Source organism: Halalkalibaculum roseum (genome assembly GCF_011059145.1).
GTDB lineage: Bacteria > Bacteroidota > Rhodothermia > Balneolales > Balneolaceae > Halalkalibaculum > Halalkalibaculum roseum.
On the sequence record NZ_JAALLT010000003.1, the window covers coordinates 771342 to 785502 of the forward strand.

At 44.9% G+C, this 14161-nt stretch carries 14 protein-coding genes and 1 tRNA gene; 11 read left to right on the forward strand and 4 right to left on the reverse strand.

The window, feature by feature from the left end:
* The first annotated feature begins 127 nt into the window (after positions 1 to 127).
* The 3 genes from G3570_RS11805 to G3570_RS11815 all read left to right on the forward strand — a co-directional run bounded on the left by G3570_RS11805 (position 128) and on the right by G3570_RS11815 (position 2751).
* On the forward strand, positions 128 to 781 hold the full coding sequence (locus G3570_RS11805; protein WP_165142520.1) for an energy transducer TonB: 654 nt from the start codon (positions 128 to 130) through the stop codon (positions 779 to 781).
* An 827-nt stretch (positions 782 to 1608) separates the two neighbouring features.
* Complete coding sequence (locus G3570_RS16420; protein WP_249067047.1) at positions 1609 to 1830, forward strand: energy transducer TonB; 222 nt, start codon at positions 1609 to 1611, stop codon at positions 1828 to 1830.
* 267 nt (positions 1831 to 2097) lie between these two features.
* Entirely contained in the window at positions 2098 to 2751 is a 654-nt protein-coding gene (locus G3570_RS11815; protein ID WP_165142524.1) for an energy transducer TonB, read from the forward strand.
* A 225-nt stretch (positions 2752 to 2976) separates the two neighbouring features.
* Here the strand turns inward: G3570_RS11815 and G3570_RS11820 are convergent, their stop codons facing one another.
* A complete protein-coding gene (locus G3570_RS11820; protein ID WP_165142526.1) occupies positions 2977 to 3414 on the reverse strand; it encodes an NUDIX hydrolase in 438 nt (145 codons plus the stop codon).
* 27 nt (positions 3415 to 3441) lie between these two features.
* Positions 3442 to 3771 (reverse strand): DUF1844 domain-containing protein, encoded by a 330-nt coding sequence (locus tag G3570_RS11825; RefSeq protein ID WP_249067011.1) that lies wholly within the window; start codon positions 3769 to 3771, stop codon positions 3442 to 3444.
* A 167-nt stretch (positions 3772 to 3938) separates the two neighbouring features.
* Between G3570_RS11825 and G3570_RS11830 the strand changes: the two genes are divergently transcribed.
* Both G3570_RS11830 and serC read left to right on the forward strand, forming a co-directional pair.
* A complete protein-coding gene (locus tag G3570_RS11830) occupies positions 3939 to 5150 on the forward strand; it encodes a DUF1015 domain-containing protein (RefSeq protein ID WP_165142528.1) in 1212 nt (403 codons plus the stop codon).
* Positions 5151 to 5174: 24 nt separating this feature from the next.
* Positions 5175 to 6254, forward strand: a complete 1080-nt coding sequence (gene serC / locus G3570_RS11835; protein WP_165142530.1) for a 3-phosphoserine/phosphohydroxythreonine transaminase — start codon at positions 5175 to 5177, stop codon at positions 6252 to 6254.
* Between the two features lie 21 nt (positions 6255 to 6275).
* Here serC and G3570_RS11840 read toward each other — a convergent pair whose 3' ends face one another.
* On the reverse strand, positions 6276 to 6893 hold the full coding sequence (locus G3570_RS11840) for a rhomboid family intramembrane serine protease (RefSeq protein WP_165142532.1): 618 nt from the start codon (positions 6891 to 6893) through the stop codon (positions 6276 to 6278).
* Between the two features lie 211 nt (positions 6894 to 7104).
* On the opposite strand from G3570_RS11840, the gene G3570_RS11845 reads away from it, so the two are divergent.
* The 5 genes from G3570_RS11845 to G3570_RS11865 all read left to right on the forward strand — a co-directional run bounded on the left by G3570_RS11845 (position 7105) and on the right by G3570_RS11865 (position 11974).
* Positions 7105 to 7176, forward strand: a tRNA-Thr gene (locus G3570_RS11845).
* A gap of 154 nt (positions 7177 to 7330) precedes the next feature.
* Entirely contained in the window at positions 7331 to 7747 is a 417-nt protein-coding gene (locus G3570_RS11850; protein WP_165142534.1) for a gamma-glutamylcyclotransferase family protein, read from the forward strand.
* Positions 7748 to 7841: 94 nt separating this feature from the next.
* The gene (locus G3570_RS11855) at positions 7842 to 8513 is read left to right on the forward strand and encodes a septal ring lytic transglycosylase RlpA family protein (protein ID WP_165142674.1); all 672 of its coding nucleotides are present in this window, start codon (positions 7842 to 7844) and stop codon (positions 8511 to 8513) included.
* A gap of 158 nt (positions 8514 to 8671) precedes the next feature.
* Positions 8672 to 10153 (forward strand): phytoene desaturase, encoded by a 1482-nt coding sequence (locus G3570_RS11860; RefSeq protein WP_165142536.1) that lies wholly within the window; start codon positions 8672 to 8674, stop codon positions 10151 to 10153.
* A 258-nt stretch (positions 10154 to 10411) separates the two neighbouring features.
* Positions 10412 to 11974 (forward strand): amidase, encoded by a 1563-nt coding sequence (locus tag G3570_RS11865; RefSeq protein WP_165142538.1) that lies wholly within the window; start codon positions 10412 to 10414, stop codon positions 11972 to 11974.
* A gap of 14 nt (positions 11975 to 11988) precedes the next feature.
* Here the strand turns inward: G3570_RS11865 and fsa are convergent, their stop codons facing one another.
* Positions 11989 to 12657, reverse strand: coding sequence for a fructose-6-phosphate aldolase (fsa, locus tag G3570_RS11870; protein ID WP_165142540.1), 669 nt, complete (start codon positions 12655 to 12657; stop codon positions 11989 to 11991).
* Between the two features lie 253 nt (positions 12658 to 12910).
* Here fsa and G3570_RS11875 point away from each other — a divergent pair, with 253 nt between their 5' ends.
* Positions 12911 to 14161 carry an efflux RND transporter periplasmic adaptor subunit gene (locus G3570_RS11875; protein WP_165142542.1) on the forward strand — a complete coding sequence of 417 codons (1251 nt, stop codon included), beginning with the start codon at positions 12911 to 12913 and terminating at the stop codon, positions 14159 to 14161.

Genomic DNA, 14161 nt, shown 5'->3' on the forward strand with positions numbered 1-14161 from the left:
AATAAGTAAGGAATCACGCCTGTTTAAGCATTGTTTTACAAATGAAATATGTACCAGACTATATATTTTATTATAATTGGGCTGATTTAATTTAAAAGATCTCCTTTAAACCCAGTAAAGAGGATATATGAAGAGTAACCGAAAGAAACCTAAAGCAGATTTAAGAAAGTACTACACAGTCTTTCTTGAGCTGGGCATGGTCGTGGTTCTGATCATTTTCATCGTAGCGATGAAAGTTGATTTGAGAACGGAAGCCGAAAATGCCGATCTCACGGAAGAACAGGCAGTAGTAGAGATGGAGGAAATTCAACGAACCGAGCAGCAGGAAAAGCCACCACCCCCTCCTCGTCCGCAGGTACCGGTAGAAGTGCCTAATGACGAGATTGTGGAAGATCAAGAGATTAATCTCGATGCCGAGATTAACCTCGACGAACCTCTCGATATGCCTCCTCCCCCCGAGGAAGAGGAAGAAGAGGAAGACTTCTTTGTGGTTGTTGAAAATATGCCTGAGCTCATCGGCGGAATGCGGGAATTGCAGGGATGTGTAAATTATCCTGAGATGGCCCGGAAAGCCGGTATTGAAGGCCGTGTCATTGTTCAGTTCGTTGTGAACACCGAAGGTAATGTGGAAGACCCCCGTGTCATCCGCGGAATAGGCGGTGGTGCTGATGATGAAGCCCTGCGCTGTGTACGTCAGGCGAAATTCAAGCCCGGACGTCAACGCGGCCAACCGGTTCGCGTGCAGTACAGCCTTCCCGTTATATTTAAGCTGCAGAACTAAAACGCAGCAGCAAATAAAATTTTTTAAAAGGGTATGAGTAACATCATACCCTTTTTTGTTTAGTCTTACCCTCCTCCGTTGAAGCCTGATTAAGGGTATCACAGTTGCATATCCTAAGATGATATAACCGGTCTAATCTGTACAACCAGCATAGCAACGCTATAACCTATACTTTAATCCCCTATACCGGTTTAAATAAGTAATTATTTTTTTTATAATTGGAAATACTATCTCAATAGTATTATTTCGAACCTATAAGCGGGATGATTATGAAGAATACACGAAAGAAACCGAAAGCAGATCTTAGAAAATACTATACCCTCTTTCTTGAGCTTGGATTGGTTGTAGTTCTGATTATCTTCATTGCTGCTATGAAGGTGGACCTTAGAACTGAAGCCGAAAATGCCGATCTCACGGAAGAACAGGAAGTAGTAGAAATGGAAGAAATACAACGAACCGAACAGCAGGAGAAGCCGCCGCCCCCTCCTCGTCCTCAGGTACCGGTAGAAGTGCCTAATGATGAGATTTTAGAAGACCAGGAGATTAATCTAGATGCAGAAATCAACCTTGACGAGCCTCTCGATATGCCTCCTCCCCCCGAGGAAGAGGAAGAAGAGGAAGACTTCTTTTTGGTCGTTGAAAACATGCCCGAATTGATTGGGGGTATGAAAAAATTGCAGGGATGTGTAAACTATCCTGAGATGGCCCGGAAAGCCGGTATTGAGGGACAGGTTTACGTACAGTTTGTAGTAAANTTGGTCGTTGAAAACATGCCCGAATTGATTGGGGGTATGAAAAAATTGCAGGGATGTGTAAACTATCCTGAGATGGCCCGGAAAGCCGGTATTGAGGGACAGGTTTACGTACAGTTTGTAGTAAACAAAGAGGGTAATGTCGAGGACCCCCGCGTGACTCGTGGAATAGGAGGCGGTGCTGATGATGAAGCACTTCGCTGCGTAAAACAATCGAAATTTAAGCCCGGGCGTCAGCGAGGCCAGCCTGTTCGTGTTCAGTACAGTCTGCCGGTTATTTTCAAGCTGCAGAACTGATCAGCTCGTCCGCATTTTTCAGCAAGAAAGGGTATGGTATTCGCCATACCCTTTCTAGTTTTATATCCTACCTACACTTCAATGCTTAAGTAGGGCTAACCTCTTTCTTATTGCTTTGAAATATTCTCCTAAATGGTAAGAAGTATATTAATACAGCTCCCAAGCCTGTTTACCATCCGGAAAGCCGGTTTATTTAAGTGATTATTTTTACTATAATTAGATGTTATATAATTATAGTACTCTTTCGAACTCTTTAAGGGGATGATTATGAAGAATACACGAAAGAAACCGAAAGCAGATCTAAGAAAATACTACACCGTGTTTCTCGAGCTGGGCATGGTTGTAGTTCTGATCATCTTCATCGTAGCAATGAAGGTGGATTTCAGAACAGAAGCCGAAAACACCGACCTCACGGAAGAACAGGAAGTAGTAGAGATGGGGGAAATTCAACGAACCGAACAGCAGGAAAAACCGCCACCCCCTCCTCGTCCACAGGTACCGGTAGAAGTACCTAATGACGAAATTGTGGAAGACCAGGAAATTAATCTTGACGCCGAGATTAATCTTGATGAACCTCTTGATATGCCTCCTCCCCCCGAGGAAGAGGAAGAAGAGGAAGACTTCTTTGTGGTCGTTGAAAATATGCCTGAACTCATCGGCGGTATGAAAAAGCTACAGGGTTGCGTCAACTATCCTGAAATGGCTCGAAAGGCCGGCATTGAAGGTAAGGTAATTGTGCAGTTCGTAGTAAACGCTGAGGGAAATGTTGAAGATCCCCGTGTCATCCGTGGTATCGGAGGCGGTGCGGACGAAGAAGCCTTGCGATGCGTAAAACAGTCAAAGTTCAAACCCGGGCGTCAGCGCGGTCAGCCTGTTCGAGTGCAATACAGCCTGCCGGTGGTCTTCAGACTACAGAATTAGCATACAAATTTTCTAAAAATAGAATAATGGACATGGCCTGAGGTCATGTCCATTATTTTTTATACCCATTTCAAAGATCTATTCAGATAGGCGATACAAAGAAAACATTGAACCGGTAGACCAATCAATGTTTTGAGGATGCAGTCTTTTGGTGTGGAGCTTATTTCGATTGCTTCGCTATGATATTACAACCGGAAAAGAGAGGCATTATTTATGAAAACGAAATCACATCAATTTTTCAGTTTCATACCATCTCAGGAAATCTTCTATGACATTCACCAGATTTTCATACCCGACCCGCTGCATTGCTAACTTGGCAGGCACCCATTCAAGCTTCTCAATGCCTTCTCTTTCTTCGGGCTCCAGTTGCTGGTCGGGATTCTGCAGATTCATGGCATACCAGTGAGTGGTTTTTCCTATTTCTTCATCATCTTCCTTATACTCATGATAGGTATCACATAGCTGTCCCTCGATCTCAGGGACCGTGCTCCCGATTTCCTCTGAGACCTCCCGACGCGCACAATCTCTTACGCTCTCTCCCGGTTCCAGCTTACCCTTTGGCAGATCCCAAACGCCCCTCCTAAACATCAATAATATTTCCGGGTCTGAATCTTTTTGGGAATTCCGGTAGAGCACTCCTCCCGCAGCCGTCACTTCTATCATAGCTTTTTATAACTCAATTATGGTTAGCTACTCTTCTTCCTTGTCGGACTCAAGAGGTTCATCGCCTTTTTTCTTTTCTTCGGCATAATTCAGACGCAGGTTATTCAGTGTCTGTTCCAGGTAGTTTTTAAGTTCTTTGGGAAGATTGCCCTTGGTGAATTTCTGCAACATTACAAGAGTATCAATAGCAAATTTTGCTGACTTCAATTCACGCTCTACCTTATCGGTGTTGGGATTTTTAATTTTTCCCATACCCATCATTGCTATCTGTTGGTGCTGCTGTATCAGCATCATAAATAATAGCTGTTCCTGCTGATCACCGGAGAGCTTGTCCCCGTTAAAATTCATTGGATCCATAGAATATTATTTAGATTAGAATTCGATCTTAAAATAACACCTTTAGCACTAAATATTAAGATTACCATGCTTTGCTTTTTCCTGAAAATCTTCTTTAATAATTGCGCATCTAAACTTACTTTAAGTGCCTGATAAATAAACCTTTTTTCTAAAGCATACTTTGATATATGGCGATCATTCATCCGTTTAAAGCATGGAGACCAACCCCTGATAATGTCAGGGAAGTTGCCTGTGTTCCATATGATGTTATCAGTTCAGAAGAAGCACGCAAACTCGCGGCGGGTAAGCCGAACAGTTTCCTGCATGTCATTCGTCCTGAAATCGATTTACCAAAGAATATCGATTTCAATGATGACCGTGTGTATCACAAAGGTGCTGAGAACCTGAAGCGTTTTATATCTAAAAACATACTGCAGCAGGAAAATGAACGAGCTGTCTATATTTATAGGCTTATCATGAATGGGCGTTCGCAAACCGGAGTTTTTACCTGCGTATCGGTAGAAGATTATGACAATGAAGTAATATTGAAGCATGAACTCACCCGTCCGGTTAAAGAAGACGATAGAACCCGGCACATTCTCACGCAATCGGCGCATGCCGAGCCTGTGATGATGACCTATAAGGATGAGCAATCCATAGATGATATGGTCGAAGATACCATGGAAAAACGGGAACCCATTTTTGATTTCAAAGCGGAAGACGGTGTGCAGCATACCGTTTGGAAATCTACAAATTCCGATGACCTGGCCAGGGCATTTCAACAGGTTGAACACCTCTACATTGCTGACGGTCATCACCGCTGTAAAAGTGCATCTCGCGCTGCAGAGGAAAAGAAAGAGCAGAATAAGAATCATACCGGTAGTGAAGAGTACAACTTCTTCCCTGCCGTACTGTTCCCCATGTCGCAAATGGAAATTCTTGCCTACAACCGAATCCTGCATTCTGTTCCGAATGATTTTAAGAAACGCCTGAAAGATGATTTTGAAATCATTGAAAACGCATCACCAAAACCGGCTAACAAAGGTGAGATATCTGTTTATATGGACGGTGAATGGTTTGGGTTGAGGCTTCCCCTTTCTGAAGACCCAAACAGCGTGGAGCAGCTGGACGCTCATCGCCTGCAGGCATTTATTCTGCAGCCCATGCTCGGTATCAATGACCCTCGGCGTGATGATAATATCTCTTTTGTCGGGGGCATACGCGGCACCGGGGAACTCGAAGACCGCGTTGACTCCGGTAAAGCTGCAGCAGCATTCAGTATGTATCCCACTTCCATAGAAGAACTGGTGGAGGTTTCGGATGAGAAAATGCTTATGCCCCCAAAATCTACCTGGTTTGAACCAAAGCTCAGATCAGGCTTATTAGTACACACATTTTAATTTATATACTTGGATATTACTATTATGAAACGCGTACACAACTTTAGTGCAGGACCCGCAACCCTACCTCTGGAAGTACTGGAAAAGGCCCAAAAAGAACTGGTGGAATACAAAGGAAAAGGCCAATCCTTAATGGAAATGAGTCATAGAAGTGCGGAATACACAGAAATTGACCAGCAGGCTAAAGCACGACTGAGCAGCCTCCTCGGCCTCGGCGATGATTTCGAGGTAATGTTCCTGCAGGGAGGAGCCAGCAGTCAGTTTATGATGGCCCCTTATAATTTCCTCAGGGAAAATGAGACGGCAGATTACATCGATACCGGCCGCTGGTCTGACAAAGCCATCACTGAAGCCAAGAAATTTGGGTATGTCCATGTACCCTACAGCAGTTCGGAAGGAAATTATGATCGCGTTCCGAAAAACGGGGAGCTGAAATTCAGCAGCAATCCTGTTTATGTACACTTTACCTCTAATAATACCGTTGCCGGAACGCAGTTTCCCACCGAACCCGAAACAAATGGAGTACCGCTGGTTTGTGATGCCTCTTCCGACTTTCTCTCCAGACCCATTGATGTGGATAAATACGGTATTATCTATGCCGGTGCTCAGAAAAATGTCGGACCTGCAGGCGTGACCATCGTTATCGTAAGGAAAGATTTGCTGGAGAAAGCCAAAACTGAAGGTGTACCAACCATACTAAGGTATAAAACCCATACCGGTAAAATTTTCAATACACCTCCTACCTTCAATGTCTATATGGTCAACCTTGTACTTGACTGGATAGAACAAAAAGGCGGCCTTTCCTATTTTGAGAGCTTTTCACAGAAAAAGGCCTCACTCCTCTATGGAGAGATTGACAAGGATGACTTTTACCGCGGAGCTGTCGAAAAAGAGTCCCGCTCGCTGATGAATGCTACATACAGACTGCCAAGTGAAGAGCTTGAACAGAAATTTCTGAGCGAAGCCGCTGAAAACGGTCTGGTAGCCCTCAAGGGACACAGAAGTGTGGGCGGTATTCGTGCCAGCATGTATAATGCCATGCCTATGGAAAGCGTAGAAGCGCTGGTAAGCTTTATGCAGGAGTTTCGCGATAAAAACGGGTAGGTTGCACCGGCGATCAAACTGTTAGAGCAGACCGAAAACAGTGAGGATATGGTCGATGGTATTCGGCACAAAGATCAACAGATAGACCATCCCCCAAATGGCGCCGGCAAGGTGGGCCTCATGGTTTATCTTACCGCGTTCCTGCTTACTTTCGTACATGCTGTAGGCCAGGTATAAAATGGCAAAGACAAAAGCCGGGATAGGTATGGGTATGAGCATCAGGTAAATATTTTCCAGCGGAAAGAGAAAAATAAAAGCAAATAGAACAGCTCCTACTGCGCCGGAAGCCCCAAGAGTGGCATAGCTCTCGTTATTTTTAAATTTAATTACTGAAGGTATGCCTGCCACAATAAGCCCGGTCAGATAAAGTCCGAGAAAATAACCCGAACCTAGGACGCGCTCCATCACACTTCCGAAAAAATAGAGGGTAAACATATTTACAAAGAGGTGTCCGATGTTGGCATGGAGAAATCCTGAAGTGATCAGCTCGTACCAGGTGTTTTGACGCACCACACGTACCGGCTTCAGATAACCGATTTCAAGAAGCGGCGGATAGACATAAAGTGCCAGTAATGAAACTATCACATTTATGACGATCAGGTAAAAGGTTACGGAAGTATTTGGATCCAGTTCGGGCATGGTATCAATTTGTTTCGGAAACGAAAATAGAGAAGTGAAAGATACAAAGCTAACTTAATATGATAGCCAATACTTGTAATTTTCAACTTCCGGCCTTGTGCACGTTCGTGAAGTATGCTTATATTACTTTTCTTTGAAATGATTGTCCGGATGTTCCGTTAATTGTGAATTCCTGCTATTATTGATAATAAAACTAGTTCATTTTATACAAGCCGAAGTAGCTCAGGGGTAGAGCAACGCTCTCGTAAAGCGTAGGTCGTCGGTTCAAATCCGATCTTCGGCTCATTTTCAATTACACTCGAAAACTGCTTAAATTTTTGGGGTTTTGGAGATACCGCTATTCAATGATGTAAGTCCAGAAGTTAAATGCTTCCTAACTTTGTAAAGCATCGAGACCCCACTTCCAACAAACAGTATCTGTAAGATTTTGCAAGGCCATGGCGGCTACCAAAGAACTCTTATTTACCTACGGAACTTTGCGCAAAGGAGAATCAAATCCCATGCAGCGTTACCTCGAAAATAACGCCGAATGGATTGCCAAGGCTACGTTTCAGGGCAAACTCTATTTTGCTGACGGACATCCTGCCGCTACCCCCACCACCGATGAGAATAGTCAGATATTAGGAGATCTGTTTGAATTTGATGAAAGTTCCGGTCTGCTTCAGGAACTGGACCGATACGAAGCATATCGACCCGCAAATCCGGAAAAAAGTCTTTATCTGCGCAAAAAAAGAAAGGTAAGTCTGAAAGAAAGCAATGAGATTTGTGACGCATGGATCTACATTTACAATCGCCCTGTCGATAATGCGACACCTATACCTTCCGGTGATTATGCACAATTTAGTAAGGGGTAAGCCTGCATTAGAGACTGTATGAAAAATCATCGATGGATTTTGTTTCCCCAGTAGAATATATTTGACAAAAATCTACCGACTTAATCATACCCAAGTGCAGCGCACCTTATATCCCATAATACTGATCGCCCTGATTTCATTGGCGCTTACCTCCTGCGGAACCACCGAAAGAGTTTCAAAACCGGTAACCTATCCTGACGCCGGAGCCGGTGAAGTCATCGAAGAAGGAGTAGCAAGTTGGTACGGACCGAACTTTCACGGAAAACTGACCGCCAATGGCGAAAGATACGATATGTACGGGCTGACAGCTGCCCATCGCACCCTTCCTTTCAATACCCTGCTGCGAGTAGAAAATAAGGATAACGGTGAATCGGTAGTTGTTCGAGTTAACGACCGAGGGCCTTTCGCAAAAAATAGAATTATCGACCTTTCCAGAAAAGCTGCTGAAACGATTGACATGATAGGAAACGGAACTGCACCCGTGAGGCTGGTTTTGCTTGAGGGAGACCTGGAAAATTCACGTACCACTGATCTTAAGACTGCAACCTATACCGTACAGCTTGGTTCATTCGAATCAGAGGCCGGTGCTTTTGAACTGTCCAGAAAGATCAAAGGGTCGCGTGTTGAACGAATTCCACTCAACAACCAAACGGTTTACCGCGTATATTACGGTGTCTATGTTGACAAAGATGAAGCCCAGAGAAATCTTCAGGATTTACGCAACGAGGGATTTAGCGGCTATGTGAAACAGATAGAGAATGATTAAATGTTCAATGTTTCCGAACATTCATTTTCCCGGTTTCTGAATTCCCAAAAATCTAAACAAAACAGGTAGTCACAAAAACCTTATCATCATATGGGAATGTTAAGGCCCCACCTTGAGGTTATAGCACCTTATTTTCATCAACCTGTTTATCGCTTTCTATGAAGAAAAAAGTAATTGTTATTGGCAGTGGTTTTGGCGGACTTGCAACAGCATCGCGACTGCTCTCTAATGGATTTGACGTGGAGCTGTTTGAAAAACGCGACAAGCTTGGTGGACGCGCCTACGTCTATGAAATTGACGGCTTTACATTTGACGGTGGTCCAACAGTTATTACCGCCCCTTTTCTTTTTGATGAAATATTTGAGGCTGCAGGCAAAAAACGAAGTGATTATGTAGAATTCGTACCCTGTGATCCCTTTTACCGAATTTTCAATGATGAGGGAAGAAAATTCGACTATAACGGCGATCATGAGTTTGTATTGAGTGAAATTGAGAAATGGAATCCGGCTGACAAGGAAGGATATACCAAATTCCTGCAGACGACCAAAGCGATTTTTGATAAAGGCTTTACGGAACTGGCCGACAAACCTTTTCTCAGCATATGGGATATGCTGAAGGTAGCTCCTGACCTTATCAAGCTTCAATCGTATAAATCGGTTTATTCGTATGCTTCCCAGTTTATCGAAAATGATTTCCTAAGAAAGTGTTTCTCTTTTCATCCCCTTTTGGTTGGCGGGAACCCCTTTCAGACCACTTCCATCTATGCAATGATTCACTACCTGGAACGTGAGTGGGGCGTGCATTATGCCATGGGAGGCACCGGTGCCATCGTTAAGGCTATGGAGAAACTCATCCTGGAGCAGGGCGGGAAGATTCATAAAAGTGCAGAAGTAGATCAAATTCTCATCGAAAACGGTACGGCAAAAGGGATTCGCCTTAAGGACGGTACAGAACATAAGACTGACAAGATAGTATCCAATGCCGATGTTGCCTTCACCTACCGGCATATGATTCCAGAGAGCAAGCGCCGGAAATACACCAACAGGAAGATTGAGCGGACCAAATACAGCATGTCGCTCTTTGTAATTTATTTCGGAACCAAGAAACGCTACCTCGACTCAGAACTGGAACATCATAACATTATTCTGGGCGAACGCTACAAAGGTTTATTGGAAGATATTTTTAACAAGAAAGAGCTGGCAGAGGACTTCTCACTGTACCTGCACATGCCTACCAAGAGGGATCCCTCGCTGGCACCGGAAGGTCACGAAGCATTTTATGTGCTGTCACCGGTACCCCACCTCGATAGCGGTACCGACTGGACGCAACAGGCCAAGCACTACCGTGATGCCATTATGAATTTTCTGGAAGACAACTATCTCCCCGGTCTTCAGGAAAATATTGTTACCGAACACCATATCGATCCGCTCCATTTTCAGAATACCCTCAATAGTTATAAGGGATCGGCATTCTCTGTAGAACCGATCCTGACCCAGTCAGCCTGGTTCCGCCCTCATAACCGATCCGAGGATGTAGAAGATCTCTATTTTGTTGGAGCAGGAACGCATCCCGGCGCCGGACTGCCCGGTGTACTCTCCTCAGCAAAAATTGCCGAAAATTTGATTTGTGAGGAGATCTGAGGTATAAGGTATAAGGTATAAGGATTAAGGGGTGATGAGTGAGGAGTGATGAGTCTTGATTAATAAGATTTGGGGAGTTCTATTTGCCGATAAATGTCCCCTTCCAATAAGGATTTTTCCAACTTCGAACTTCCAATTTCTAGCATCCAGCATCCAGCTTCTAGCTCCCAAAAATGTTAAAACTTTAATTACGGCTGTACATATTCCTGTCCCATTGTATATTGCCTGATCATACTCTGAACCTAAATTTCCCGATTTATGAAAGCCGTCAAACTTTTTCTGCTGATGCTGGTAATAGGCTTTACGGCATGCCAGCAAACTTCCAAATACAAGCAACTGGACCTTGAAGAGGTTACCATCAATGAGCTGATGGAGAATTATGAAAATGGAACATACAGCATTGCCGATGTAACGGAAGCTTATTTGCAGCGGATTGAAGAAATTGATAAAAACGGTCCTGCCTTAAATTCCATGATTTATATCAATCCCGATGCTATGGAGACGGCGCGAATGCTTGATGAGGAATTGCAGGAGGGTACCAAACGAGGACCGCTGCATGGAATTCCAATCGTGCTGAAGGATAATATTGATACTTATGACATGCCCACTACCGCGGGTGCACGTGTACTGGAGGGTTCTATACCGCCGGATGACGCATTTATTACCAAAAAATTACGCGATGCGGGCGCAATTATACTTGGCAAGGCAAACCTGAGTGAATGGGCCAATTTTCACAGTAGTTTTTCCTCCAGCGGCTGGAGCGGCCTGGGAGGTCAAACCCATAATCCCTACGATGTCACCCGAAATCCTTGCGGTTCCAGTTCCGGTCCGGGAGCGGCACCTTCTGCAAACCTGGCCGTATTCGGCATAGGTACTGAGACCAACGGGTCAATCACCTGCCCTTCCTCTGCAAATGGACTGGTCGGCATTAAACCTACCGTTGGTTTACTAAGCCGCAGCGGCATCATCCCAATATCTTTTACTCAGGATACACCCGGACCGATGGCCCGAAACGTAACCGACGCTGCCATTGCGCTGGGAACTATGGTAGGCGTGGATGAAGATGATTCCAAAACAGCAGCAAGTGAAGGTAATTACCATACCGACTATACCCAATTCTTAAATGAAGATGGGCTGGAAGGAAAACGCATTGGTTTTTGGAAGGGTCCATTGGACAATCACCACCGGGTGGATACGCTGATGTATGAAACCGTTCGTTTACTGGAAGATCGCGGAGCGACCATTGTGGAACTTGAACAAATTTCCGAAGAAAATGTAGGCGGCGATTCTTTCCAGGTACTACTTTATGAGTTCAAGGATGGGCTTAATAACTATTTTGAATCTTTAGGTGATGATGCCCCGGTTGAAACTATGGAAGAACTGGTGAAAGTAACCCTTGCTGATTCCGTGGAGATGCGCTATTTCGACCACGATCTGCTCATAACTGCCAGTGAAAAGGGTGACCTTGAATCCGAAGAGTATACTGAGGCACTGGAGCGTATGATGAATTACACACGCGAAGAAGGGATTGACAAAGTTATGGACGAAAATAACCTGGATGCCATTGTTAGTCCTACCGGCGGACCCGCGTGGAAAACAGACCTTACCAATGGTGATAACTTTTCGGTATCCTCCAGCTCACCGGCAGCCCGTGCCGGATACCCGAATATTACCGTGCCCATGGGTTACATAGACGGATTACCGATAGGTGTATCATTTTTCGGAAGAGCCTGGAGCGAACCGGAACTCATAGAGATAGCCTATGCATTTGAACAGATAACCCAGGCACGCAAAGCACCCGGGTTTAAAAATGCAGAATAAGCGGCGACTTCTGACTATTCAGCCGGAGTCTTAATCTCCTCCTGTAGCTTGTCCCAGTCAGCAAGAAAACGTTCGAGTCCGCTGTCAGTAAGCGGGTGATGCAGCAGCTGGTCAATTACTTTAAGTGGCATGGTTGCTACATCGGCGCCCATGCGTGCTGATTCAAGCACATGCATTGGATGGCGGATGCTGGCTGCCAGTACTTCGGTCTCGAATCCATAGTTATCATAGATTTGAACGACATCAGCGATCAGTTGCATACCGTCTTCTGAAATATCGTCTAAACGACCAATAAACGGTGAGATATATGTGGCACCTGCTTTTGCCGCAATCAATGCCTGGGTCGCTGAGAAGCAGAGCGTACAGTTGGTACGAATGCCTTCATCGGAAAGCGCCTTTATTGCTTTGATGCCATCCTTAATCAAAGGCACCTTTACAACGACATTATCGGCGATGGCAGCGAGATTGCGCGCCTCCGGCATAATATCGTCATAAACAGTCGATACCACTTCTGCAGAAACATCACCCTCAACCATATCACATATCTTGGCAATATGACCTTCAAAGTCTGCGACCCCAATTTTCGCACATAAACTGGGATTCGTTGTTACCCCGTCAAGAACCCCTAAATTGTTCGCTTCTTCAATTTCTTCAAGGTCGGCCGTGTCGATAAAAAATTTCATAGTTGTGGATAGGTTATTATTTTGATTGGCTATCCGTCAAGATAAAAAAATCTCCTATTATTTTTAAGAATAACGCAAGTTTCGCTTACTTTTGACGTCTAAATTCAGTGAGTAAATTTATAAATCAGCTACCGGGTGTAAAAACTTTTTAAATCAAGCCAACGATTGATCCTTTTTTCAGGTTTACTGAATCATCGAGAAGGTATTCACGTACTATCACCCCTTTTTCATTTTCACCACTAAAATCATCATTGTGAAATATTTTTCAATAAGTATTCTTTTAGGGTCTTTAATCATATTGCAGGCATGCGGGGGCAATTCAGAGTCGAATCCTTTTCAAAGAGGAGGTCAAGGGCAACAGGCTACGAGTGTTGAAACCATCACTGTTGAAAGTGCTGACATATCCCGCCAAATTCGATCTTTCGGTAACATAAAGGCGCAGGATATTGTACAAGTCACACCCCAGGTTACCAATCGAATTACACAAATTTATGCCGATCTCGGTGATACGGTGAACCAGGGAGAACGACTGGCAAAAATTTATGACGTACCGTTCGAAGATCAGTACCAACAGGCACTGGCTACCCTGGAGCAGAGCCGGGCTTCATTTCAACGTGACAGCCTTCAGTTCGAACGTCAGAAAACACTGTATGATCGTGACCTGATCAGCTCAACTGAGTTTGACAATGCCAGGGCAACCTACCAGAATAGCAAAGCCCAGCTGCAGTCTTCGCGGGCAAATCTTACACAAAGTCGTGAGAACCTGGAGAACACTGTCATTCGATCGCCGGTCTTTGGTGTAGTGTTGAACCGAAGTGTGGCCGAAGGTGATCTGGCTTCAACAGGACAGGTGGCCTACGAAATCGCCAACCTCACGGGTTATGAAACGAGAGTGTACCTGCCGCTGGAAGAGTGGCAAGCTGCTGATGTTGGTCAACCCGTTACCTTTCGGCTTTCCAACCAAAGAGAAAGTTCTGCCCGGGGAAGAGTCTCCAGAATAAGTCCGAGGCTAGATCCCACTACGGGATTGGGCGAGGTGGTAATCACACTCACCGAAAGAGGGAACTCCATTTTCCAGGGAGTGCTGGTAGAAGCCATTATCAATGTTGAAACCCGTGAACAGGCTGTTGTGATACCTCGCTCTGCCCTTGTTGAGAATGTTCAAACCCTCATTGAACCGGAATCGAACACCATTCAGCTGAACCGCACCTATTCCGTTTTTGTCGTTCAGGATGATTCCTTAGCCCTCAAACGTGATCTTCAGCTCGGTATTGAACAAGGAGACAGGGTTGAGGTCGCAAGCGGACTTCAGGCAGGTGACCAGATTGTAGTGACCGGTCAGAATAGTCTGGAAGACAGTTCCAAGGTGCGCATCGCAACGGGCAGTCCGTTTCGTGAATCACCGGAGGTCCCGATTGAGAATGCCGAGAATCTCAGCAGTGAAGGGTCCGAGCAAATGCAAAACGCATCCGCCGACACAAGCTCAACGAATACAAACGACTAG